The sequence below is a fragment of the Pseudomonas psychrophila HA-4 genome, assembly GCF_000282975.1.
Lineage (GTDB): Bacteria > Pseudomonadota > Gammaproteobacteria > Pseudomonadales > Pseudomonadaceae > Aquipseudomonas > Aquipseudomonas psychrophila_A.
Genome location: NZ_ALJC01000093.1, coordinates 56,481 through 79,171, shown reverse-complemented (window position 1 = coordinate 79,171; position 22,691 = coordinate 56,481). Strand labels below are relative to the sequence as shown.

Here is a 22,691-nt window from a genome sequence, read left to right as displayed (position 1 = left end):
AAACTGCTATTTGGTGGAGCCGGGGGGATTTGAACCCCCGTCCGCCAGTACTCCGCTGTCGGTACTACATGCTTAGCCGTATCTATTAAGTTAACCCTCAGCGACCCGAAGGGCAGGGTGCTTTGGGCGAGTTGTGTAAGTTTTAGCCGATTCGTCCACAACGTACTGCACGGCGATCCTGTTCTATATGACAATCACTTCAGGTTTACAGGCATCCCCTAGTGATTGCTGGACCCGAAGGTACCAGGAGGATGGCTAAGGCAGCTTACGCTGCGAGAGCTTGACCCTCGTAGGTTTCGTCATTGGCAACTATAAGTAGTTGCAACAGTGGATTTACGAGTTCTGTTACCAACTCGGCATGCACCTAGAGTTTCGCAACCGGCGTCGAATCCTAAACGGCCCCGATGCTTGCTGGCCGTAACCAGCAAGCTGCGCAGTCTACGCCAATTCGGCGCAGAAGGCCAACCTCGACGGCTTACTTATCGTCGCCGCCTTTGGTGAGGTTTTGCAGTCGTTGCAGTGCGAGGGTTGATGTCGCAATGCAGTCTTCGGTTTTGCCAGCAGCCTGTTCATCTTTGGCCTTGGTGACCAAATCGTGGATATCCTTTTTGGTGTTCTCACTGGTCGCGTTGAGGGTCGCGACCGCATCGTCGATTTTCTGAAGGTTGATCTGGCACAGATCTTCAGCCGCAAACACCGGGGAGGCCAACATTGCAGCGCTAACAAAAAGACCAGCAAGCACGGTACGTTTCATAGGGGAAAGCTCCTTGTGCACAGTTAGGCCCGGTGTCTCCGGGCTCGGTTATATGCCCTAAACATTAGGGCCTTAAGCCAATTGACTATAGCCACACTCAGGAGTTCTGCTTTTATTTAGCCACTATTCGATGATTTTTTTTGTGCCCGATAATGGGGCGCTATTAGTGCTTTCGTAGGCCCGATCTCTTTCAATCTGGCGAAACTTCCTAGAAACTCCCGTTCGCTTGCGCCTGTTCATTTCGGGGAATAGTCTCGGCCCATCGCTGCTTTTCAGCGGTCGGGTTTAGTCGCCCGGCTTGTAAACTTGGCGCAAGGCGCCACCTCCGCGAGGCGCTTTTTTTCGGCCTCTCGTTTTATGGTGGCCGTGCGCAGGGCACTTTCGAGTGCGCCGGTTTCCAAGTTTGCCGGTCGACTAACCTGCGTACGGCTGCCACCCCATCGTTTAGTCGCGACTAATGGCAGCTCCACAAATTTGGAGAACGCTATGAATAAAATTGTTCCTGATCCGCCAGCGCTTGTCTCGCAAGCTGCTGCTCAGTGCGATGCACTGTCGTTAGACCGCGCAGCCACTGATCGCGCCCTCAATTACTACCTGCAGGACCATAAGCCTCCACGGCACGTGGATCAGGCCACGTATGCCATCTCGCAAAGCGTCAATTTAGAAGCGGCTTTGGCCCAGGCGTCAGACTTGTTGCGCTGTGTGGGTGCTTCGGCAAGTGAGGCGGGGAATGGTTTGAGCGGGCATTCGCGAGATCTGGTGCTGTCGGTTTTACACTTGGCGGAGCTGGCCAAGGCGTATGTCGATAAATCGCTGGATGGTTTAACGACGCACTAAAGCAGCACGCGTCTGTTTGGCGACAGACGCGTCATAGTAAAAACCGCTCGTTCAGAACAGTCCGGACGTTGGGAGTTGAGTGCCCTTGAGGTGGCTGGCGCCGACTGCCGCAGCCTTCCAGTGACGTGGATTGTGATTGGCCACTGTTCGCGCGTTTCGCCAATGCCGGTCCAAGTTGTAGCTGCGGCCGGTAGCAGATGCGCCTCCTACATCGAAGACTAATTCGGCAGCCTTGAGCGCTGATTCGGCGGCGATGTATTGAGCTTGCGCCACTTCGATGGCGGCCTCTTCGATTGAGTCGACATCTAGGCCGTTGCTCCAGGCACGGTCTATCGCTTGGGCTGCACGTAAGACCACAGCTTCCGCTGCGTAGGCGCGCGCACTAATATCGCCGACACTGAGTTCCACGTAGGGGTCATCTACTGAGCGTTTTGCGCTGCTGTGCACGATGGGTCGTGCATGATGTTGGGCAAAATCTTTCGCGTCATTTAGGGCGTTTCGGGCGATGCCGGCTTCCACTGCGCCGAGGAACAATTGCACGAATGGGGTGATGATACTGCGCTTGCCGTCTACGGCACGCGGCGGGCGAAGTTCTTCGGGGTAGACCACTACATTGTTAAGGTGCGTTGTGCCACTGGCCGTCAGGCGCTGGCCCATTGCGTCGAAGTCATCAATGAGTTCCAGCCCTTCGCGGTCACGTGGCAATACAAATGAAAGCGGTTGGTCGTTTTCATCCAGTGCAATCGCCAATACCCAATCCGCGTATAGCGCGCCGGTGCTGTAGTACTTACTGCCATTGACCCGGTAGTGATCGCCTTCGCGCACAAGCCGTGCACTGACCGAACCATTGGCGCCGCCCACTTCCCAGCCTGCGTTGCCGACGACTGTTCCCTGCAAGTAACGATCAAACCACAGCGCGCGATCCTGCTCTGCGTTGTCGCTTTGAGAGGCGAGCAGCCCTTCGAGAAATCCGAAGCCTGGGCGCAAGGCTTGGGCTGCATTTGAGTCAACCGCAGCGATGCGTATCAGCAATCCGATGACGTCTTCCACAGTGCCGCCGGGACCTCCGTATGCGTTGGGTATCCGGCATGTGAGCACCCCTGCGGCGGCCAGACTGCTCAGTGCGGCATAAGGCAGTTGGCGATTACGTTCGCGTTCGATCACGCCCTCGGCAATTTCCGGCAACAGTTTGTCCACCCGGGCGATGAGTTCATCAACAGACGCGGGCGGGGTCGAGTACGTGGAAGACGGGGCGGACGATCTGTAAGTAGGTAATGACATGGGCTAAACAGCTTTGAATGCGGGTGGATCTGTGCCGTTGCAGAATCTGTGCCGATATTATTTTCTTTTAAAATCAGTTGTTTGGAGTTTTTCGTGGGGTGCAGATAACAACAGTTTGTTTATGAACTGTTGCTTGGCAGACAGTTACTGACTTTTTATCCGGGTACTGAGGAAACGGCCGAAGGCTGCGATGTTTAAAGATCAAAAGATCGCAGCCTGCGGTACTTCCTACAGGGTTATCGGCGTGCTGACGCGGTCTACCAAGTAGACCAGCCCGTGGTAGTCGATTCCGCCATGTTGTGTCAGGCCAATTTCACACGTGCGGCTGGTCGAAATGCCTTCGCTGCAATGTTGCACCGCGTTTTTCAGGGTGCGCAGTGAGTGGGCATTCAACTCGGGGGTGGTGAAGCCTTTGTCGCCTGCAAACCCGCAGCAATGAATCCCTTCCGGTATCACTACGTTCGTGCTGCACAGTCGCGCGATGTCGATCAGCGCTTGGCTTTCGCCTAGGTGCTGGGTGCTGCACGTAACATGCACGGCAATCGGTGCGGTTTGCGGGATGAAGTTCAACTTATCCACAAGGTGGGTGCGGATGAAGCGCACCGGGTCGTAGAGGTCGAGGCGGCTTTCACCCAGGTCTTGCACCAGACGCAGAGTGCACGGGCTGGTGTCGCAGTAGATGGGGTCGACGCCGCCACGGCTGGCGTGCAGCAAGGCGCCGATCAGTTCCTGGCGTTTGTGCTCGGCTTGTTCAGCGTAGCCCTTGGACGCGAACGGCTGGCCGCAACAGAGGCTGTCCATGTTGTCGGGGAAGATCACTTGGTAGCCGGCTTTTTCCAGTAGGCCACGGGTTTTGTCCAGCAGTGACATTTGTTCCTTGTCGCCCGCCGCCGGGCCCATGACCCGCGACACGCAGGCCGCCAGATACACCACGCGGGGCCGTGCATCGAGAACCTGCGGGCTATGGCGAATCGCCCGCTCGGGCTGCGGCATGGCGTTGGTCCATAACGGTACGCGACCCTTGCTGGTTTTGGTCAGCGCGGCCGAGATTTTGCCCAGGCGCGGGGCGCCCAGCAGCATGCGCGCACCATTGGCCACGTGCAGGGTGAAGCGCGCGCCTTGCAGCGTGGTTGCAAAGTGATTGCCCAGCCAGTCGGCGGTTTTCACGCTGTTGGCGCTGCGGGCGCGCAGCTTTTTCACCAGCTCGCCGGTATTAATGCCTACCGGGCAGCGCTGGGCGCACAAGCCGGTAGCGGCGCAGGTGTCGATGCCTTGGTAGGCGTAGGCTTCTTCCAGCTCACGGGTGTCGACCCCAGCGCGCTTTTTGGCCTGGATGTCGCGCCAGATGACAATCCGCTGGCGTGGGCTGAGGGTCAGGCCTTTTGAGGGGCACACCGGCTCACAAAAACCGCACTCGATGCACTTATCCACAATCTCGTCGGCCGCAGGCATTGGCTTGAGGTGTTTAAGGTGGATGTGCGGGTCTTCGCTGAGCACCACATCGGGGTTGAGGATGCCTTGTGGGTCAAGCAAACGCTTGAGTTTCCACATGAGTTGGTAGGCGTCGCTGCCCCATTCCAGTTCAACAAACGGCGCCATGTTGCGCCCGGTGCCGTGTTCGGCTTTGAGCGAACCGCCGAACTCCACGGCCACCAATTGCGCTACGTCGTCCATAAATGCTTGGTAGCGCGCCACTTCTTCAGGGTTGTTAAAGCCCTGAGTGAACACAAAGTGCAAGTTGCCTTCGAGGGCGTGGCCGAACAGGATCGCTTCGTCGTAATGGTGTTTGTCGAACAGTTCAATGAGGCGGTTTACGCCGATGGCCAGTTGCTCGACCGGAAAGGTGACGTCTTCGATGATGACGGTGGTGCCGGTTTTGCGCACCGCGCCGACGGCTGGGAACGTGTCCTTGCGAATCGCCCAGAGCTTGGCGTTTTCGGCCGGATTTTCGGTGAAGTCGACTTGCTTCTCAACAGGGAAACCCGCCAGCGACGCCATGATGTGCGCCAATTGTTCGTGCAGTAAGGTCTGCGTTGCTGCGCGGGACTCGATCAGCAGGGCGCAGGCGTTGTCCGACAGTTGTTGTACGAAAGCTGGCATGCCGGGTTTGTCTTGCACCGAGCGCAGGCTGCGGCGGTCTAGCAGTTCAACGGCCGACACGGGCTGGCTTTTGAGCACGGTCACGGCGTTACAGCAGGTTTCAACGTCGGGGAAGACGATCAGCGCCGAGGCTTTATTGGGGTGGTCGATGACGGTGTCGTAGGTGACCGAGCTGATGAAGCCCAGCGTGCCCTCGCTGCCTACCAGCAAGTGGCTGAGAATATCCAGCGGATCATCAAAGTCGACTAAGGCGTTAAGTGACAAGCCGGTGGTGTTTTTCAGGCGGTATTTGTGGCGAATTTTTGCAGCCAGTTCGGCGTTGGCGCGGGTCTCGCGGGCCAACGTTCCTAACTGGTCGAGCAGCGCGGCGTGGCTTTGCCTAAAGGCGGCGATGTTGACCTTGTCTTCAGTGTCGACTCGGGTGCCGTCGGCCAGTACCACACGGATGCCGGCCAGGGTGTGGTAGGTGTTTTGCGCGGTGCCGCAGCACATGCCGCTGGCGTTGTTGGCAACGATGCCGCCAATTTTGCAGGCGTTGATCGAGGCCGGATCAGGGCCAATTTTGCGTCCGAACGGGGCCAGCCAGGCGTTAGCTTGAGCGCCGATCACGCCGGGTTGCAGGCGGATTTGCAAACCCTGTTCGCGAATGACTTTGCCGTTCCAGTTGTCGCCGAGCACGATCAGCACTGAGTCGCTAATAGCCTGGCCCGACAGGCTGGTGCCTGCCGCGCGGAAGGTCACGGGCACTTGATCGCGACGGGCCAAACGCAGTAACTCGACCACTTCGTCTTCGGATTCGACGCGGATCACCAGTTTTGGGATCAGCCGGTAAAAGCTCGCGTCGGTGCCAAAGGCCAAGGTGGAAAGCGGGTCGGTGAAGCGGCGGTCTTGGGGGATCAACCGTTCGGCATCACGTGCAAACGTAACGGGCAGACTCATGCGTCCTCCAGAATCAACACCACCAGGTCTTTCGGGCCGTGGGCACCGTAGGCCAGTACTTGTTCAATGTCCGCGGTTTTCGACGGGCCAGACACCAGCAATGCGTTGGTCGGCATGCCCGCAGTCCAGTTCATTTCGCGCTGCACTTGGTAGAAGTTGTCGCGGATTTCACTGGCCTTGAGCAACGCAAAATGCACCGGTGGCACCAGGCTCATCAGGCGCGGTTCTTGCGGGGTGGGCCACATGATCAAACTGCCGGTCGCGGCAATTGCGCCCAAGGTGGTGGTGAAGCTGGCCGGGGTGTCGTTAAACAGTTCGGCTTTCCATTCTTCTACCGGGCGGTCGTAGGCTTTAAGTGTTGGCAACGTAGGGTTCAGCGCCCAATGGGCTGTCACTTTTTGGCCGTGTGGCGTGGTCGGTGCGATCAGCAGGCTTGGCAATTGACGGTTGGTGACCAATTGCGCCAACAGGGCGGGCCACCCTTGCTCGGTGCTGAGGTGGATTTCGGTGTGTACCGCTTCCATCAACTTGCGCAGTTGTGGGATGCGTTGCTCCGGGGTGTAGGTCCAGGGCTCTGTCACCAGCACTTCGTCGAAGTTGTCGGGCACAGGTGTCGTGCCGGTCAGGCTGTTGCGCAGTTTGTTAAGGATGTTGTGCTTGGCGCTCATCGCGATTCTCCCGACTTTTTGGCCAAATGCTCGCGGGCCATGTCGTGCAGCGAACGGGCGGCGGGTTTGGGGGCGCTGTGGTTTTGGGTCCACGGCCCGACATTGTTTGGCGTCAACCCGCGCAGGCGTGTAGCAGCCTTGAGGAACACGCGATACAGGGCGGGCGAGCTGTTGAGCTTGGCCCACATGTTCCAGATGAGGCGTTCTTTGCGCGAGTACTTGCTGCCCTGGCCGCGCATGATGCGAGGCGAGGCGTCTGGCGATTTAACGTTCTCTTCGCGTAGGCGACGCAGCAAGGCCGGGATCGGAATTTTTACCGGACACACTTCGCCACAGGCGCCGCACAGCGACGAGGCGCTCGGGTGATCCGGGACTTTAGCCAGGCCGACCATGTGCGGGGTGATGATCGCGCCAATCGGGCCGGGATAGACTTCGCCGTAGGCGTGACCGCCGATGCGGGTGTACACCGGGCAGTGGTTCATGCAGGCGCCGCAACGAATGCAGTTGAGGGTCTGGCGCAGTTCGCTGTCGGCAAAGGCCTGGCTGCGGCCATTGTCGAGCAAGACCAGATGCACTTCTTCGGGGCCGTCGAGTTCGCCGGGTTTGCGTGGGCCGGAGATCATGTTGACGTAGGTGGTGATCGGCTGGCCAAGGGCTGAGCGGGTCAGTAATGACAGCAGCGGGACAACGTCGCGCAGGTTTTCGACGACTTTCTCTATCCCGGTCACGGCAATGTGCACGGGCGGCACGGTGGTCGACATGCGGCCGTTGCCTTCGTTTTCGACCAGCAGCAGGGTGCCGGTTTCAGCCACGGCGAAGTTGACGCCGGACACGCCGATGTCGGCTTCGAAGAACTTTTGACGCAGTACGCGGCGACCGATCTGGATCAGTTGGTCGACGTCTTTGGTGTATTCCACGCCGAGCTTTTCATGAAACAAGTCGGCTACTTGCCCGGCGTTCTTGTGGATCGCGGGCATGATGATGTGGGACGGCTTCTCGTTGTCGAGCTGAACAATGTACTCGCCCATGTCGGACTCAAGGCATTCAATGCCTTGGGCGCCGAGCACGTGGTTCATCTCCATCTCTTCGCTGACCATCGACTTGCCTTTGATCACTTGCGTGGCGGCACGGCGGCGGGCAATCGACATCACGATTTCGTTGGCTTCTTCGACGGTTTCAGCCCAGTGCACCTGTACACCGTTGCGGGTCAGGTTGGCCTCTAATCGTTCCAGCAGGTCGGGCAGTTTGGACAGGGCACGGGCTTTGACCGCATTACCCAAGGCGCGCAAATGTTCGCGCTCATGGGCATCGCTGAAGGACACCGCACGTTTGGTCATCAGGGAATCCATGGCACTGCGAAAGTTGTTTCGCAGTTGCTTGTCGCCCAATGCCTCATGGGCGCGCTCGCGAAAGTCTTCTTCTACGGCGACGGTCCGAATCAGTGTGCTGGTGCTCATTGTCCACCTCCGGTGCGCTGCCACAGGAAACTGGCCAAGTGCTGGCCGCGTAGGGCTTGTTTCTGTTTTTCGAGCGAACCGTTGATGTTCATCAGGCAGCCACAGTCGGCGGTCAGCACTTGGTGCGCGCCGGTTTCAATCAGGGCTCGGGTTTTGTCGGCGACCATGGCGCCGGAAATATCGGGCATGCGAACGCTAAATGTCCCACCAAAGCCGCAGCATTCACTTTCATGGCTATGGTCGATGCGCTCCACGTTGCTCAGTTGAGCGAGCATTTCGCGGCCGTGCAGGTGGGTGTTCATTTCGCGGCGGGCAGAACATGAGGTGTGCAGTGCGACTTTGACAGGCGCGCCGCTGTCCTTGAATTGCACTTTGCACACGAACAGCAGGAATTCGGTGAGTTCAAAGGTGCGTTCGGCTAAGGCATGAACCTTTTTCAAGGCCTCGGGCTCGTCTTTGAACAGGTCTTCGTAGTGCTCGCGCAGCATGCCGGCGCAGGAGCCGGAGGGCACGATCACAGGGTAATCTTCGGCAAACAGGGCTAGCTGGGCGCGGGCAACTTCGCGGGCTTGGTCGGTGTAACCCGAGGTGTAGGCCGGTTGTCCGCAGCAGCTTTGGCCTTGCGGGTAATCAACTTCGATACCTTCGCGTTCGATCAGGTGAATCGCGTCCATCCCGGCTTCAGGGAAGAACAGGTCGACGACACAGGTGCCGAACAGGTAGACCTTGCGGGGTTTGTGCGCAGGGTATCGGCGAGGGGTAGGAAGGGGTGGGGCGACACGGGTCGCGTTTGGCACGGCGTTGTAAAAAAGCTCGCTCATCAGGCGTCTCCGGGTGGTCCCGGTTATGTGTCCACGGTCGCGGCTGAAAACCCTCTTCAGCCGCAAGGCGGACCGGGTAGTGAATTATTGGCGCCGGGTATAACCCCGGCGCTTTTAACGTGCAGTAACCATAGCGCTATTTATTAGTGCACCAACATGCCGGTGAACCAGTACGCCTGGGCTAGGGTGATCAGGCCGACGATTGTTGCGAAGAACAGGCTGTGTTTCAGGGTGAAGCGGAACAGGTCCGACTCTTTACCTACCAGGCCAGTTGCCGCACAGGCCACGGCGATTGATTGCGGGGAGATCATTTTGCCGGTCACGCCGCCGCTGGTGTTGGCGGCCACCATGAGGGTGTCGCTCACGCCGATCTGGTGTGCAGTGGTGGCTTGTAGCGAGCTGAACAGGGCGTTCGACGAGGTGTCGGAGCCGGTCAGGAATACACCCAGCCAGCCAAGGAACGGCGAGAAGAATGGGAATGCCGCGCCGGTACCCGCCAACACCAATGCCATGGTGGAGGACATGCCTGAGTAGTTGGTGACGAAGGCAAACGCCAACACCATGCCGATGGACAGGATCGGCCAGCGCAGATCGTATAGGGTCTCTTTGAAAGTGGTCAGACCAGTTTTGACGTTGATTTTCAGGATCAGCATCGAGATCAAGGCCGAGAAGAAAATGGCCGTGCCGGTGGCTGAGATCGGGTCCAGTTTGAACACGGCTGCAATCGCCGTTGGGGCGGTAACGATTGGCGCGGTCTTGATGACCAGTTGATCAAGGTGCGGGATTGCAAAGTTGAACACCCAGCCATACATCGAACCGCCTGCCGAGAACATGGCCTTGAACGGTTTGAGGGTCCAGATAGTGACCAGTACGGTGAGGATCAGGAACGGTGACCAAGCTTTCAAAATCTGCATCAGGCTGTAAGGCGAAACCATGAGGTTGGTTGGTTTGCCGAAGCCGCCTGTGCTGCCGGTAACGATGACGTCAGAGGTAACGCCCGCAATCTGCGCGCCTGCGGTACGTTTTGGCTGCCAGACTTTCAGGAACAGAGTCAGGCTGACGAGGCTGGCCAGTGCGGAGGTGATGTCCGGCAGTTCTGGGCCAATGTAGTTGGAGGTGTAGTACTGGGTGATGGCGAAGCTCAGGCCGGCAACCAGTGCAGCAGGCCAGGTTTCACGCACGCCGCGCAGGCCGTCCATCATGAATACCAGCCAGAACGGTACGAACAGCGACAGCAGAGGCAGTTGGCGACCGGCCATGGCGCCGATTTTGAACGCGTCGATGCCGGTGACCTGGCCTGCCACGATGATTGGGATGCCGAGTGCGCCAAACGCTACGGGCGCGGTGTTGGCGATCAGGCACAGGCCGGCGGCGTACAGTGGGTTGAAACCCAGGCCTACTAGCAAGGCGGCGGTAATCGCGACCGGAGCACCAAAACCGGCAGCGCCTTCAAGGAACGCGCCAAAGCAGAAACCGATCAGCAGCACTTGCAGACGCTGGTCGTCTGTAATCGAGAGTACCGAGCTGCGGATGATTTCGAACTGGCCGCTTTTGACGGTCAGTTTGTAGAGGAACACCGCGGCGACGATGATCCAGGCGATGGGCCAGAGGCCGTAGGCAAATCCATAACCCGCTGCGGCGAAAGCCATGTCGACAGGCATCTGGAAGGCGAAGATCGCGACCAGAATCGATAATGCCAAGGTGATGCTGCCAGCGACGTGCCCTTTGAGACGGAACACGGCCAAGGCCATAAAGAAGAACACGATGGGAATAACGGCCGCGAGAGCGGACAGGCCGAGGCTGCCGAGCGGATTGTAGAGCTGTTGCCAAGTTTGCATATGGGGTGGCCCCTAATTGTTATTGGTCGATGCAGTGGAGTGTACTTGGGTAATTGGTATTACCAATTTACAATCACTGTTGGCTAGGTTAAAAGCCTTATGTGGTATGTGTCAATTTGCCGCCCTTAAATCTTTAGTCGCGCTATTTGTCGTCAGGGCAACTGATGGGGTCAAAGGCGTCTTCTCTGATAGGTGTCTGGCGAGCGTGAATCGGCGAGAATAGAGGGCCCGGCGTGTGGTCGGGAGCGTGGAGAGCAGTTATGGGGTTTGATCAAATTCGTCAGCGCCGTTTGTCGGACGATATTGTCGAGCAGCTCGAGGGCATGATTCTCGAGGGCACGTTAAAGGCCGGTGAGCGTTTGCCGGCAGAGCGTGCGCTGGCGGAGCAATTTGGTGTGTCGCGCCCATCGTTGCGTGAAGCGATTCAAAAGCTGGCAGCCAAAGGTTTGTTGGTCAGTCGTCAGGGCGGCGGCAATTACGTGGCGACATCGTTGGGCTCGACGTTCAGTGATCCACTGCTGCAACTGCTGGAGAGCAACCCCGAGGCGCAGCGCGATTTGTTGGAGTTTCGTCATACGCTTGAGGCGTCTTGCGCGTATTACGCGGCGTTGCGGGCCACTGATATGGACCGCGAGCGATTGCGGATGGCGTTTGAGCGCTTGCAGGACTGCTATGCGCGGGTCGACGAGGTGGAGCGCGCCGAGGAAGGCGAAGCGGATGCCAGCTTCCACTTGGCCATCGCCGAAGCGAGCCATAACGCGGTGTTGTTGCATACGATTCGCGGCTTGTTCGATTTGCTTAAGCGCAATGTGGTGACCAACATTGGCGGCATGTACAAGCAGCGCAGCGAAACGCGCGACATGCTGATTGGTCAGCATCGCGAGTTGTATCTGGCGATTATCGAAGGCAGGGCAGAGGATGCGCGGGAAGTTGCGAGCCGCCATCTGATGTATGTGCAGGAAGTACTGGAGGAAGTGCGTCAGGAAGTTCAGCGCGTAGCGCGTGCAGAACGACGTAATGGGTTGTGAATGACGAGTAGGGGCGAGCTTGCCTCGCGATCTTTTAAGTATCAAAAGATCGCGAGGCAAGCTCGCTCCTACTCGTTAGGGAGGAGGAACTAGTCTTCCTTGCCCTTATTGCGCACCGCGCGCTGCAGTTCGCGATCAGAATCGCGCTCACGCTCGGTATGACGCTTGTCGTATTCCTTCTTGCCTTTACCCAGGGCAATTTCGCACTTGATCAAGTGCTTGCTCCAGTAAAGCGAGAGGCAGACGCAGGCGTAACCCTTCTGCTGCACTGAGGCAAACAGCTTTTCCAGCTCGCGCTGGTTAAGCAGCAGTTTGCGGCTGCGCGTCGGGTCGGCAATAACGTGGGTGCTGGCGGTCGTCAGGGGAGAAATGTGGCTGCCAAGCAACCATGCTTCACCATCCTTGAGTAGCACGTAGCTGTCGACCAGCTGTGCTTTGCCTGCACGCAGACTTTTTACTTCCCAGCCGGCCAGGACCAGACCAGCCTCGAACCGATGTTCGATGAAGTAATCGTGTCGCGCCTTTTTATTTTGCGCGATGGTCCCTGTAGGGTGCTTCTTCTGTTTAGCCATAGGGGCGGCATTATAGGGAGTTGCGAGCGAGTCGGCTACGGTCAACCTGTGCGCTTGAGCACGTAGATTGATTCCTGGACAATACGCGCTCTTTTTTGGGTGGTTGGGCGTAATTTTCTAACCTCGCGTATCATGCTGCCCTTGTTTGCTCTGACTCTTTTATTGATGCGCTATGTGGCGCCACTCGGCATTCTGATTGTGTTTGCCGCCCAGCTGTGGAAATAACGCTGACATGACTACCCATATCCAACGTTCCGCCTTGCTGCCCTATCCGGCGCAGGCACTGTATGACCTAGTCAACGATGTGGCGCACTACCCGGAGTTTTTGCCGTGGTGCTCATCGGCCGAGATTATTGAAAGCACTGAGGTGCTGATGCGCGCCAGCCTGGGTGTGGCTAAAGGTAGCTTGAGCCAGCACTTTGTCACACGTAATACGTTGGTGCCGGGCCAATCAATTGAGATGAACCTCGAAAAGGGTCCATTTACCAAGCTGCACGGGCTTTGGGTGTTTAAGCCATTGGGTGAGAAAGCCTGCAAAATCAGCCTCGACATGACCTTCGATTACGCAGGGGCCATTGTTAAAGCGACCCTGGGGCCTTTGTTTAATCAGGCCGCCAACACCTTGGTTGATGCCTTCTGTCAGCGGGCCAAGCAGTTGTATGGCTGAGCCGGTGATAGACATTGAGGTGGTATATGCGGCCATCGATCGCCAGCAGTTGTTGGCATTGACGGTGCCCGCGGGCACAACACTGCGTGCTGCGGTGTTGGCGTCTGGGATCGGGCAGGCGTTTCCTGAAGTGGACCTGGCAGATTGTCCGCTGGGTATCTTTGGCAGGCAGGTGATGGACCCGCAGGTTCGCGTGGTACAGGCAGGTGACCGGATCGAGATCTACCGACCTCTGCTGGCTGATCCTAAGGAGATCAGGCGTCAGCGTGCCGCTAAAGCGGCTGAGGCCAAGCGATTGAGCGAGTTGTAAGCAGCTCTTTTAGTGCAGACAACAAAAAGCCCGGCACGCCGGGCTTTTTTGCAACGAGCGTTTATTGCTCGTTGGTATCCAGAGGCGTTGGCGTCGGGACAGGTACTGTTTTAACCCCGTCGACGTCCTTCTGGATTTGATCGAGCAATGATCCCGGTTTGGCAGGAACATCACTCTTCTCGGCAGGGGCCGGTACCGGATCTGTAGGTGTGATCACCTCGGATGGACCTTCTTTACCTAGAATTGCTTCGTCGCGGCTTACACCAGGTTTGAAATCACCTGACAAGCTGACGAGTTGGTCGTTTTGGTTGAAGAACACACTGATGCGTTCTTGTTGGCGTTCACCGCCGCCGGGCTGCAGGCTATACAAATAATCCCAGCGATCAGGGTGGAATGTATCGGTCAGCAGGGCGTTGCCCATAATAAACCGCACTTGCCGGCGGGTCATTCCCGGGCGCAACTGGTTTATCATGTCCTGCGTGACGACATTGCCCTGTTGGATGTCGATTTTGTAAACCCCGGGGAATGAACAACCGGCGAGTGCGAGCAGTCCCACAAAGGTGAAACTGGTTAGCAAGAGCTTGGTGTTTTGCATCGGTGGGCGACTTCCACTATCTTGGCTGGGACAACGTAAACGCCGATCATACCCGTATTAAGAGAAGCTGCGAAGCGGCTTCCGCGAGAAAGCTAACCATGGTTGAAAATAGCGAACTACGTAAGGCTGGACTTAAGGTGACTCTGCCACGAGTCAAGATTCTACAAATGCTTGACTCTGCCGAGCAGCGTCACATGAGTGCCGAGGATGTCTATAAGGCGCTGATGCAGGCTGGCGAAGACGTCGGTCTGGCCACGGTTTACCGTGTGCTGACTCAGTTTGAGTCAGCTGGGCTGGTGATCCGCCACAACTTTGATGGCGGTCATGCGGTCTTTGAGCTGGCTGATGCTGATGGCGGCCACCACGACCATATGGTCAATGTGGACAGCGGTGAAGTGATTGAGTTTTTCGACGAAGACATCGAAAAATTGCAGCACGCTATCGCGGCCAAGCACGGCGTTGAGTTGGTGGATCACAACTTGGTGCTGTACGTACGCAAGAAAATTAAGTAAGCATGTCGCGCGAATTTCGGTTCGCGAAACGAACGAAGGCGACCTCTGAGTCGCCTTCGTGCTGTCTGGAAAATGATTTTCCGTGACCGTTCGTCGCTAAGCCGCGAGATTTTTTGCGGTGACGACCATTTTCTTTGCGTGAGCTAGCGACTCTTTGGTCAGGTCAATGCCGCCGAGCATGCGGGCCACTTCTTCTACACGTTCTTTTTTGCTCAGTTTTGAGACGGCCGTGCGTGTTGTCTCGCTTTCGCGAACCTTGTGCACAAAGAGGTGCTGGTGACATTGAGCGGCTACTTGCGGCAGGTGAGTAACCGTCAGTACTTGCCCACGCTCGCCCAGGCGGCGCAGTAGTTGGCCGACAATTTCGGCTGTTGGGCCACCAATGCCCACGTCCACTTCGTCGAATACCAGGGTTGGTACGCGCGAGGTTTGTGCCGTGATGACCTGAATGGCAAGGCTGATACGCGACAACTCGCCCCCAGACGCTACTTTGGCTAACGCTTTGAGTGGTTGGCCGGGGTTGGCACTGACCAGAAGCTCGACATGTTCCAGGCCGTGAGGCATTGGGTCGCTGCTGCTCTGCGGGCGCAACTCAATCACAAAGCGACCGCCGGGCATGCCCAAGCGCTGGATTTCTTCTTCTACGGCACTGCTCAAGCGGGTCGCGGCATGTCCGCGTAGGTTGCTCAGTTCGCGCGCGCACTCTTGATAGTGGCGAGTGTAAGAAGCCAATTCATGGGTCAGGCGCTCGATGTTTTCATCGTTCGCGTTGAGTGTTTCCAGTTCATCGAGCAGGTTTTGTTGCAGGGCGGCAACGTCAGCCGGTTGCACGCGGTGTTTGCGTGCGAGGCTATAGATGGTGTCAAGCCGTTCTTCGAGGTACTGAAGACGGCCCGGGTCGGCATCGAAATGATCGAGGAAGCGATTGAGTTCGCCTACGGCTTCTTCGACCTGAATTTGCGCACTGGCCAGCAGGTCGGCTGCTTCGCTTAATGAACCGGAGTTGTTATTGATGCTCGACAAGCGATTCAGGCTTACCGTGAGTGCATTGAGGACGTTACCAGAGTCGTTCTCGCTGCACTGTTCGACAACTTGACGGCAAATAGTCAGCAAGGTTTCGGCGTTGGTCAGGTTTTTGTGTTCCTGCTCCAGTTCTTCCAGCTCGTTTTCACCCAGTGACAAGGTTTCGAGCTCTTCGAGCTGATAGCTCAGCAGTTGATGACGTGCGCGCTGTTCGTCCCCCGAATTGGACAGGTGCTCAAGTTCTTGGCGGGTCTGGCGCCAGCGTTGTGCGGCCATTTGCACCTGGCGGGCCAGGTCGGAGGCCCCTGCATATTCGTCGAGCAGTCGGCGATGAGTGTCGGGCTTTAGAAGTGACTGGTGCTCGTGCTGGCTGTGAATGTCTATCAACAATTCGCCCAAGGCTTTCAAGTCGCCTTGCGGGCTAGGGGTGCCGTTGATGTAGCCCCGTGAGCGGCCTTCGGCGGTGATGACGCGACGTAAGATGCACGGGCCCTCGCTCTCTAGGTCGCGTTCGGCAAGCCAAGCCCGGGCTTCGGGAATGTCTTGCAGGTCGAAGGTGGCCAGAATGTCGGCTTTGTCGGCTCCGGGGCGAACCACGCCACTGTCTGCACGGTCACCTAATGTGAGACCGAGCGCATCCAGCATGATCGATTTACCGGCGCCGGTCTCACCAGTGATTACACTCATCCCGCGATCGAGTTCAAGATCGAGATGTTCAACGATGGCGTAGTTGTGTACGGACAGGTGCACCAGCATGGGAGCCGCTCCAAAACGTAATGTCTGGTTATTTATACAGTGTTTTGTTTCGTGCTGACAATGGTTGTGCTTAGTTCTATTTGCTTGGTTTTTAGGCTTTTTTAGGCCGTTTTTAATACACGGGTGGTGCATTTAAGGGGGAGGGAGGCTTTTCTTAGTCGTTTTTGGCTCTTGAACCTGAAAATTGCGACCCCATATACCTTGGCAGAAGCGCGAGTTGAGCTCGCGGACGATGTTTGAAAGGAGAAATCTATGGCAGACGAACAGACTATGGATACGCAGAACCAAGATGCTAATCAGGCCGCCGATGTTGCAGGTCAAGATCTGGTGGCCCGTGTACAGGTGCTCGAGGAGCAACTGGCTGCTGCTAATGATCAAGCTCTGCGTGTAGCTGCTGATTTGCAGAACGTTCGCCGTCGTGCCGAACAGGATGTTGAAAAAGCACACAAATTTGCATTGGAAAAGTTCGCTGGCGATCTATTGCCGGTGATCGACAGTCTGGAGCGCGGCCTTGAGCTGTCTAATCCAGATGACGAGAACATTCGTCCAATGCGTGAAGGGATCGAGCTGACCCTGAAAATGTTCCAGGACACCCTGAAGCGTTATCAGTTGGAAGCCATTGATCCTCACGGCGAACCCTTCAATGCCGGGCTTCACCAAGCGATGGCAATGCAGGAAAGCGCAGACTTGGAGCCAAACAGTGTGCTCAAGGTGTTTCAAAAGGGCTATCAGCTCAATGGTCGCTTACTTCGCCCGGCTATGGTCTTAGTCAGCAAAGCGCCAGCGCCGGTTTCGCCATCGATTGACGAGCAGGCTTGAAATCGGTCGCAAGGCCCCCATTTAGAAGTCAAGCGTTTAAGTAATGCCGCAGTTGGTCATCACTGCTGCGGCAACAAAATCTAAGTTTAGGGAGAGTTAGCATGGGCAGAATTATCGGTATTGACCTCGGAACCACCAACTCGTGTGTTTCGGTTCTGGAAAACGGTAAAGCAAAAGTTATCGAAAACGCAGAAGGCGCGCGTACTACGCCGTCGATCGTTGCGTACGCTAACGATGGTGAAATTCTGGTTGGTCAGTCGGCCAAGCGCCAGGCAGTGACTAATCCGCATAACACTCTGTACGCGGTGAAGCGTCTGATCGGTCGTCGTTTTGACGAAGAAGTTGTGCAGAAAGACATCCAGATGGTGCCTTACAAGATCGCCAAGGCTGATAACGGCGACGCGTGGGTTGAAGTGAACGGCCAGAAAATGGCGCCGCCACAAATCTCGGCTGAAATTCTGAAGAAAATGAAGAAGACCGCCGAAGACTATCTCGGCGAGCCAGTGACTGAAGCGGTGATTACCGTTCCGGCCTACTTCAACGATAGCCAGCGTCAGGCGACCAAAGACGCCGGCCGTATCGCGGGTCTCGACGTAAAACGCATCATCAACGAACCTACCGCAGCTGCTCTGGCTTACGGTATGGATAAAGCGAAAGGCGACCACACTGTCATCGTTTATGACTTGGGTGGCGGTACTTTCGACGTATCGGTTATTGAGATTGCTGAAGTTGATGGCGAGCACCAGTTTGAAGTGCTGGCGACCAACGGTGACACGTTCCTGGGTGGTGAAGACTTTGACATCCGTCTGATCGACTACCTGGTGGACGAGTTCAAGAAAGAAAGCGGCATGAACCTTAAAGGTGATCCGCTGGCGATGCAGCGTCTGAAAGAAGCCGCTGAAAAAGCCAAAATCGAACTGTCTTCGAGCCAGTCGACAGACGTGAATCTGCCGTACATCACTGCAGACGCCACCGGTCCTAAGCACTTGAACGTGAAAATTTCGCGCGCCAAGCTGGAATCGCTGGTTGAAGATTTGGTTCAGCGCACCATCGAGCCTTGCCGTCTGGCTCTGAAAGATGCTGGCATCGATGTTGGCGCGATCAACGACGTGATTCTGGTCGGTGGTCAGACTCGTATGCCGCTGGTACAGAAGCTGGTAACTGAGTTCTTCGGCAAAGAAGCACGTAAAGACGTGAACCCGGACGAAGCGGTTGCAATGGGTGCTGCTATCCAGGGCGCGGTATTGGCCGGTGATGTTAAAGACGTTCTGCTGCTGGACGTAAGCCCGCTGACGCTGGGTATCGAAACCATGGGCGGCGTAATGACTGCTCTGATCGAGAAAAACACCACGATTCCTACCAAGAAATCGCAAGTGTTCTCGACTGCTGACGACAACCAGGGCGCTGTGACCATTCACGTGCTGCAAGGTGAGCGTAAGCAAGCGGCTCAGAACAAGTCGTTGGGCAAGTTCGACCTGGCTGACATTCCACCGGCTCCACGTGGCGTGCCTCAGATCGAAGTAACCTTCGATATCGATGCCAACGGCATCCTGCACGTAAGTGCAAAAGACAAGGCGACTGGCAAGTCTCAGTCCATCGTGATCAAGGCGAACTCGGGTCTGTCCGAGGAAGAAATTGCTCAGATGGTCCGTGACGCTGAAGTCAACGCTGAGGAAGACCGTAAGTTCGAAGAGCTGGCGGCAGCGCGTAACCAGGGCGACGCACTGGTTCACTCGACTCGTAAAATGGTTGCTGATGCTGGCGACAAAGTTACCGAGGAAGAGAAGACTGCAATTGAAGCTGCAGTAGTTGCTCTGGAAGCCGCTGTTAAAGGCGACGACAAGGCGACTATCGAAGCCAAGGTTGAAGAGCTGTCCAAGGTGTCTGCTCCAGTCGCACAGAAAATGTACGCAGAGCAGGCGAACCCGGCAGACGCAGCGGCTAAGCCAGCTGATTCGGCTGAAAAAGCGGATGACGTTGTCGACGCTGAGTTCGAAGAAGTTAAAGACCACAAGTAATTAGCTTGTTGGTCGGCCGGTTGACCGCGCATAAGCGGTGACTGGTAGGATGTCGCCGCGCGGGAGCTTGCTCCCGCGTTGGCGTGTCTGGAGTAGAGGAATTTATACAGCATGCGACAAGGTCGAATGCTGGCGGTTGGGGCAGGCGTTTTATGTGCATCTGTCTGAAGTAACCGCTCCTGCCAGCCAATGCATTGGCTGTTAATTAAAAACCAATATCGTTGAAAAGACGTGAGTTGAGCCTTGTTTGTTCAGGCTCAGCGGGTTTGGTGAGGCTCGGGAGGGTTTTTCCAAACGTCCTTGAGAGTGCAAAGAATTATGGCAAAGCGCGACTATTACGAAATATTGGGTGTCGAACGGACCACCACTGAGGTGGAGCTGAAAAAAGCATATCGTCGTCTCGCAATGAAGCATCACCCGGACCGGAATCCGGATGACAAGGCCTCTGAAGAGCTGTTTAAAGAGGCGAACGAGGCTTACGAAGTGCTGTCGGACTCCAGCAAGCGTGCTGCTTACGACCAGTACGGCCATGCGGGTGTTGATCCGCAAATGGGCGGCGGCGGTGCTGGTTTTGGTGGGCAGAACTTCTCCGATATCTTCGGCGATGTATTCAGTGATTTCTTTGGCGGTGGCCGTGGCGGCTCCCGGGGTGGCGCTCAGCGCGGTAGCGATTTGCGCTACACGCTGGAGCTGAACCTGGAAGAGGCTGTGCGCGGTACCACGGTCAATATTCGTGTGCCGACGTTAGTTAATTGCAAGCCATGCGACGGTTCTGGCGCGAAGAAAGGTTCTTCGCCGGTGACCTGTACGACCTGTGGCGGTATTGGTCAGGTGCGTATGCAGCAGGGCTTCTTCTCTGTTCAGCAGACGTGCCCGCGTTGTCATGGTCAGGGCAAGATTATTTCCGATCCGTGCGAAAGTTGCCGGGGCGAAGGTCGCGTAGAAGAGTACAAAACCCTTTCCGTTAAAGTGCCAGCGGGTGTCGATACGGGTGATCGTATTCGTCTGTCTGGTGAGGGCGAGGCGGGTGTACAAGGCGGCCCGGCGGGAGATCTGTACGTTGTGATCGATGTGCGCGAGCACGCGATTTTCCAGCGCGATGGCAAGGATCTGTTCTGTGAGGTGCCAATCAGTTTTGCTGATGCTGCACTGGGTGCCGAGCTTGAAGTGCCGACGCTGGACGGTCGCGTCAAGTTGAAAGTCCCTGAAGGTACGCAAACCGGTAAGCAGTTCCGTCTGCGCGGTAAAGGTGTTGCTCCGGTTCGTGGCGGTGGTGTTGGCGACTTGATGTGCCGTGTTGTGGTTGAGACGCCTGTGAAACTGAGCCGTCGTCAGCGTGAGTTGATGGAAGAGTTCCGTTCGACGCTGGAAGGCGATAGCTGTCATTCGCCGAACGCAACCGGTTGGTTCGAAGGTGTGAAGCGTTTCTTCGGCGACTTATAAGGGGTTGGGCATGCGACGTATAGCTGTGATGGGCGCTGCCGGGCGCATGGGCAAAACCCTGATTGATGCGGTGCAGCAGCGCTCACCGCTGTGTGGTCTGACCGCGGCGGTTGTCCGTCCGGGCAGTTCGCTGGTGGGTGCTGATGCGGGTGAGCTCGTGTCTCTTGGGGGCATAGGTGTGCCGCTGTCAGCAAGCCTTGAGGGTGTTGCTGATGAATTCGATGTGCTGATCGATTTCACGCTGCCTGACGTGATGCTGAATAACCTGGCTTTTTGCCGCGGGGCGGGTAAATCCATGGTGATCGGTACCACGGGGTTGAGCGCTGCGCAGAAGCAGTTGCTGGTTGAAGCGGCTAAAGACATTCCGATTGTGTTTGCGGCGAATTTCAGTGTCGGCGTCAACTTATCGCTCAAGTTGCTCGATATGGCGGCGCGAGTGATGGGTGATGATGCGGATATTGAAATCATCGAAGCCCATCACCGGCACAAAGTTGATGCGCCGTCGGGCACGGCCATGCGTATGGGTGAGGTGATAGCTGATGCGCTGGGTCGTGACCTGCAAAAGGTTGCGGTTTACGGCCGTGAAGGCCATACCGGCGCCCGTGAGCGCGAGACCATTGGTTTTGCAACCGTTCGCGGCGGCGATGTGGTTGGCGATCATACGGTTCTGTTTGCTACTGAGGGTGAACGTCTTGAAATCACCCACAAGGCATCCAGTCGCATGACCTTCGCTAAGGGCGCTGTTCGTGCTGCCTTGTGGCTCGACGGGCGTGAGCCTGGTTTGTACGACATGCAAGATGTGCTCGACCTGCGTTGAGTTGACTCTGTAAAATCGGGCTGTTGCGCAATCAACAGCCCGATTTTTAACCGCTAAGCGATGACCTGTCGCATTCCTCTGCCTTTTCGGCTCTTTAGCGGTAGACCAAAAAAGCCTTTTTCTGTAAGCTACAGCTTTAGTGTGTCCACTAAAAGCGCGCAGATATTCGATGAAGAAGCGGGGTGACGTGTCTATACGTCACTCCGCTTTTTTACAACCTGCGATCGCCCTTTCAGGCTTTATTTACGGGAGGTCTTCTTGACTAAGCAAGCCATACTCGCCCTCGCTGATGGCAGCATTTTTCGCGGCGAAGCCATTGGGGCCGACGGTCAGACCGTTGGTGAGGTGGTGTTCAACACCGCAATGACTGGCTACCAGGAGATCCTGACGGATCCTTCCTACGCTCAGCAAATCGTGACCCTGACTTACCCGCATGTTGGCAATACCGGCACTACTCCGGAAGATGCCGAGTCTGATCGTGTCTGGTCCGCAGGTTTGGTCATTCGTGATCTGCCGCTGGTTGCAAGCAACTGGCGTAACACAATGTCGCTGTCTGACTACCTGAAAGCCAACAACGTTGTGGCAATCGCCGGTATCGACACTCGTCGTCTGACTCGCATCTTGCGCGAGAAGGGCGCACAGAACGGCTGCATCATGGCCGGCGAGAACATCTCTGATGAAGCGGCAATTGCAGCTGCTCGCGGCTTTCCTGGCCTGAAAGGCATGGATCTGGCGAAAGTCGTCAGCACCGAAAAAGCCTACGAGTGGCGTTCGAGCGTCTGGAACCTGGCAACTGACAGTCACCCGACGATTGAAGCCAGCGAGCTGCCTTACCACGTAGTGGCTTATGACTACGGCGTAAAGTGGAACATCCTGCGTATGTTGGTTGAGCGTGGCTGCCGCGTGACGGTAGTACCTGCTCAAACGCCGGCCAGTGATGTTTTGGCGCTTAACCCTGATGGCGTGTTCCTGTCCAACGGCCCAGGCGATCCTGAGCCTTGCGACTACGCGATCACGGCTATTCAAGAAGTGTTGAAAACCGAGATCCCGGTATTCGGCATCTGCTTGGGCCACCAGTTGCTGGCACTGGCGTCTGGCGCCAAGACCGTGAAAATGGGTCATGGCCACCACGGCGCGAACCACCCGGTTCAAGACCTGGACACCGGTGTTGTGATGATCACCAGCCAAAACCACGGCTTTGCGGTTGATGAGGCGACTTTGCCAGCCAACGTACGTGCCATCCACAAGTCGCTGTTCGACGGTACCTTGCAGGGTATCGAGCTGACCGACAAGAGCGCTTTCAGCTTCCAGGGCCACCCTGAAGCAAGCCCGGGCCCGAACGACGTTGCACCGCTGTTCGATCGCTTCATCAATGAGATGGCCAAGCGCCGCTGATCAGCCCTTTGCAATGAGTAGCCTAAGGGCGGCCCCTATAT

General features: G+C 56.7%; 20 protein-coding genes and 1 other RNA gene. 10 read left to right on the top strand and 11 right to left on the bottom strand.

What is annotated here, in order from left to right:
- Window positions 1-11 precede the first annotated feature (11 nt).
- Window positions 12-403: a transfer-messenger RNA gene (gene ssrA, locus B347_RS25990) on the bottom strand.
- 72 nt (window positions 404-475) lie between these two features.
- Window positions 476-754: a hypothetical protein gene (locus B347_RS0114580; RefSeq protein WP_019410428.1), complete on the bottom strand. Its 279-nt coding sequence runs from the start codon at window positions 752-754 to the stop codon at window positions 476-478.
- 486 nt (window positions 755-1,240) lie between these two features.
- Here B347_RS0114580 and B347_RS0114575 point away from each other — a divergent pair, with 486 nt between their 5' ends.
- Window positions 1,241-1,591: a DUF6124 family protein gene (locus tag B347_RS0114575; protein WP_019410427.1), complete on the top strand. Its 351-nt coding sequence runs from the start codon at window positions 1,241-1,243 to the stop codon at window positions 1,589-1,591.
- A 51-nt stretch (window positions 1,592-1,642) separates the two neighbouring features.
- Here B347_RS0114575 and B347_RS0114570 read toward each other — a convergent pair whose 3' ends face one another.
- The 6 genes from B347_RS0114570 to B347_RS0114545 form a co-directional block, all read right to left on the bottom strand.
- Window positions 1,643-2,872, bottom strand: a complete 1,230-nt coding sequence (locus tag B347_RS0114570; protein WP_033387785.1) for an acyl-CoA dehydrogenase family protein — start codon at window positions 2,870-2,872, stop codon at window positions 1,643-1,645.
- 228 nt (window positions 2,873-3,100) lie between these two features.
- Entirely contained in the window at window positions 3,101-5,911 is a 2,811-nt protein-coding gene (locus B347_RS0114565; protein ID WP_019410425.1) for an FAD-binding and (Fe-S)-binding domain-containing protein, read from the bottom strand.
- Window positions 5,908-6,579 carry a LutC/YkgG family protein gene (locus tag B347_RS0114560; protein ID WP_019410424.1) on the bottom strand — a complete coding sequence of 224 codons (672 nt, stop codon included), beginning with the start codon at window positions 6,577-6,579 and terminating at the stop codon, window positions 5,908-5,910. The genes B347_RS0114565 and B347_RS0114560 overlap by 4 nt, the downstream gene beginning before the upstream one ends.
- Window positions 6,576-8,036 carry a LutB/LldF family L-lactate oxidation iron-sulfur protein gene (locus B347_RS0114555; RefSeq protein ID WP_019410423.1) on the bottom strand — a complete coding sequence of 487 codons (1,461 nt, stop codon included), beginning with the start codon at window positions 8,034-8,036 and terminating at the stop codon, window positions 6,576-6,578. Before B347_RS0114555 ends, B347_RS0114560 begins: the two co-directional genes overlap by 4 nt.
- Entirely contained in the window at window positions 8,033-8,857 is an 825-nt protein-coding gene (locus B347_RS0114550) for a (Fe-S)-binding protein (RefSeq protein ID WP_019410422.1), read from the bottom strand. The genes B347_RS0114555 and B347_RS0114550 overlap by 4 nt, the downstream gene beginning before the upstream one ends.
- A 143-nt stretch (window positions 8,858-9,000) precedes the next feature.
- Entirely contained in the window at window positions 9,001-10,695 is a 1,695-nt protein-coding gene (locus B347_RS0114545) for a lactate permease LctP family transporter (protein WP_019410421.1), read from the bottom strand.
- A gap of 260 nt (window positions 10,696-10,955) precedes the next feature.
- On the opposite strand from B347_RS0114545, the gene B347_RS0114540 reads away from it, so the two are divergent.
- On the top strand, window positions 10,956-11,723 hold the full coding sequence (locus B347_RS0114540) for a GntR family transcriptional regulator (protein WP_019410420.1): 768 nt from the start codon (window positions 10,956-10,958) through the stop codon (window positions 11,721-11,723).
- An 89-nt stretch (window positions 11,724-11,812) separates the two neighbouring features.
- On the opposite strand, the gene smpB is transcribed toward B347_RS0114540, so the two are convergent.
- Window positions 11,813-12,295: an SsrA-binding protein SmpB gene (smpB, locus tag B347_RS0114535; protein ID WP_019410419.1), complete on the bottom strand. Its 483-nt coding sequence runs from the start codon at window positions 12,293-12,295 to the stop codon at window positions 11,813-11,815.
- A 232-nt stretch (window positions 12,296-12,527) separates the two neighbouring features.
- Here smpB and B347_RS0114525 point away from each other — a divergent pair, with 232 nt between their 5' ends.
- Window positions 12,528-12,962, top strand: a complete 435-nt coding sequence (locus B347_RS0114525) for a type II toxin-antitoxin system RatA family toxin (RefSeq protein ID WP_019410417.1) — start codon at window positions 12,528-12,530, stop codon at window positions 12,960-12,962.
- Complete coding sequence (locus tag B347_RS0114520; protein WP_019410416.1) at window positions 12,955-13,272, top strand: RnfH family protein; 318 nt, start codon at window positions 12,955-12,957, stop codon at window positions 13,270-13,272. Before B347_RS0114525 ends, B347_RS0114520 begins: the two co-directional genes overlap by 8 nt.
- Window positions 13,273-13,333: 61 nt before the next feature.
- Here B347_RS0114520 and B347_RS0114515 read toward each other — a convergent pair whose 3' ends face one another.
- Window positions 13,334-13,867: an outer membrane protein assembly factor BamE gene (locus B347_RS0114515; protein WP_019410415.1), complete on the bottom strand. Its 534-nt coding sequence runs from the start codon at window positions 13,865-13,867 to the stop codon at window positions 13,334-13,336.
- Between the two features lie 98 nt (window positions 13,868-13,965).
- Between B347_RS0114515 and fur the strand changes: the two genes are divergently transcribed.
- Window positions 13,966-14,379 carry a ferric iron uptake transcriptional regulator gene (gene fur / locus B347_RS0114510; RefSeq protein WP_026014202.1) on the top strand — a complete coding sequence of 138 codons (414 nt, stop codon included), beginning with the start codon at window positions 13,966-13,968 and terminating at the stop codon, window positions 14,377-14,379.
- 96 nt (window positions 14,380-14,475) lie between these two features.
- Here fur and recN read toward each other — a convergent pair whose 3' ends face one another.
- Window positions 14,476-16,158 (bottom strand): DNA repair protein RecN, encoded by a 1,683-nt coding sequence (recN, locus tag B347_RS0114505; RefSeq protein ID WP_019410413.1) that lies wholly within the window; start codon window positions 16,156-16,158, stop codon window positions 14,476-14,478.
- Between the two features lie 252 nt (window positions 16,159-16,410).
- Between recN and grpE the strand changes: the two genes are divergently transcribed.
- The 5 genes from grpE (at window position 16,411) to carA (ending at window position 22,650) form a co-directional block, all read left to right on the top strand.
- Window positions 16,411-16,977, top strand: a complete 567-nt coding sequence (gene grpE / locus B347_RS0114500) for a nucleotide exchange factor GrpE (RefSeq protein ID WP_019410412.1) — start codon at window positions 16,411-16,413, stop codon at window positions 16,975-16,977.
- Between the two features lie 101 nt (window positions 16,978-17,078).
- Window positions 17,079-18,995 (top strand): molecular chaperone DnaK, encoded by a 1,917-nt coding sequence (dnaK, locus tag B347_RS0114495; protein ID WP_019410411.1) that lies wholly within the window; start codon window positions 17,079-17,081, stop codon window positions 18,993-18,995.
- Window positions 18,996-19,313: 318 nt separating this feature from the next.
- On the top strand, window positions 19,314-20,438 hold the full coding sequence (gene dnaJ / locus B347_RS0114490) for a molecular chaperone DnaJ (protein ID WP_019410410.1): 1,125 nt from the start codon (window positions 19,314-19,316) through the stop codon (window positions 20,436-20,438).
- Between the two features lie 10 nt (window positions 20,439-20,448).
- Window positions 20,449-21,255: a 4-hydroxy-tetrahydrodipicolinate reductase gene (gene dapB, locus B347_RS0114485; RefSeq protein ID WP_019410409.1), complete on the top strand. Its 807-nt coding sequence runs from the start codon at window positions 20,449-20,451 to the stop codon at window positions 21,253-21,255.
- A gap of 258 nt (window positions 21,256-21,513) precedes the next feature.
- The gene (gene carA, locus B347_RS0114480; protein WP_019410408.1) at window positions 21,514-22,650 is read left to right on the top strand and encodes a glutamine-hydrolyzing carbamoyl-phosphate synthase small subunit; all 1,137 of its coding nucleotides are present in this window, start codon (window positions 21,514-21,516) and stop codon (window positions 22,648-22,650) included.
- Window positions 22,651-22,691 lie beyond the last annotated feature (41 nt).

What these genes read in the sequence shown, in the direction of transcription:
- dnaK (WP_019410411.1), top strand. Translation starts at nt 17,079, where the DNA reads ATGGGCAGAATTATCGGTATTGACCTCGGAACCACCAACTCGTGTGTT.
- B347_RS0114525 (WP_019410417.1), top strand. Translation starts at nt 12,528, where the DNA reads ATGACTACCCATATCCAACGTTCCGCCTTGCTGCCCTATCCGGCGCAG.
- B347_RS0114520 (WP_019410416.1), top strand. Translation starts at nt 12,955, where the DNA reads ATGGCTGAGCCGGTGATAGACATTGAGGTGGTATATGCGGCCATCGAT.
- fur (WP_026014202.1), top strand. Translation starts at nt 13,966, where the DNA reads ATGGTTGAAAATAGCGAACTACGTAAGGCTGGACTTAAGGTGACTCTG.
- B347_RS0114555 (WP_019410423.1), bottom strand. Translation starts at nt 8,036, where the DNA reads ATGAGCACCAGCACACTGATTCGGACCGTCGCCGTAGAAGAAGACTTT.
- dapB (WP_019410409.1), top strand. Translation starts at nt 20,449, where the DNA reads ATGCGACGTATAGCTGTGATGGGCGCTGCCGGGCGCATGGGCAAAACC.
- B347_RS0114565 (WP_019410425.1), bottom strand. Translation starts at nt 5,911, where the DNA reads ATGAGTCTGCCCGTTACGTTTGCACGTGATGCCGAACGGTTGATCCCC.
- B347_RS0114580 (WP_019410428.1), bottom strand. Translation starts at nt 754, where the DNA reads ATGAAACGTACCGTGCTTGCTGGTCTTTTTGTTAGCGCTGCAATGTTG.
- grpE (WP_019410412.1), top strand. Translation starts at nt 16,411, where the DNA reads ATGGCAGACGAACAGACTATGGATACGCAGAACCAAGATGCTAATCAG.
- dnaJ (WP_019410410.1), top strand. Translation starts at nt 19,314, where the DNA reads ATGGCAAAGCGCGACTATTACGAAATATTGGGTGTCGAACGGACCACC.
- B347_RS0114515 (WP_019410415.1), bottom strand. Translation starts at nt 13,867, where the DNA reads ATGCAAAACACCAAGCTCTTGCTAACCAGTTTCACCTTTGTGGGACTG.
- B347_RS0114560 (WP_019410424.1), bottom strand. Translation starts at nt 6,579, where the DNA reads ATGAGCGCCAAGCACAACATCCTTAACAAACTGCGCAACAGCCTGACC.
- B347_RS0114545 (WP_019410421.1), bottom strand. Translation starts at nt 10,695, where the DNA reads ATGCAAACTTGGCAACAGCTCTACAATCCGCTCGGCAGCCTCGGCCTG.
- B347_RS0114540 (WP_019410420.1), top strand. Translation starts at nt 10,956, where the DNA reads ATGGGGTTTGATCAAATTCGTCAGCGCCGTTTGTCGGACGATATTGTC.
- B347_RS0114575 (WP_019410427.1), top strand. Translation starts at nt 1,241, where the DNA reads ATGAATAAAATTGTTCCTGATCCGCCAGCGCTTGTCTCGCAAGCTGCT.
- B347_RS0114550 (WP_019410422.1), bottom strand. Translation starts at nt 8,857, where the DNA reads ATGAGCGAGCTTTTTTACAACGCCGTGCCAAACGCGACCCGTGTCGCC.
- recN (WP_019410413.1), bottom strand. Translation starts at nt 16,158, where the DNA reads ATGCTGGTGCACCTGTCCGTACACAACTACGCCATCGTTGAACATCTC.
- smpB (WP_019410419.1), bottom strand. Translation starts at nt 12,295, where the DNA reads ATGGCTAAACAGAAGAAGCACCCTACAGGGACCATCGCGCAAAATAAA.
- B347_RS0114570 (WP_033387785.1), bottom strand. Translation starts at nt 2,872, where the DNA reads ATGTCATTACCTACTTACAGATCGTCCGCCCCGTCTTCCACGTACTCG.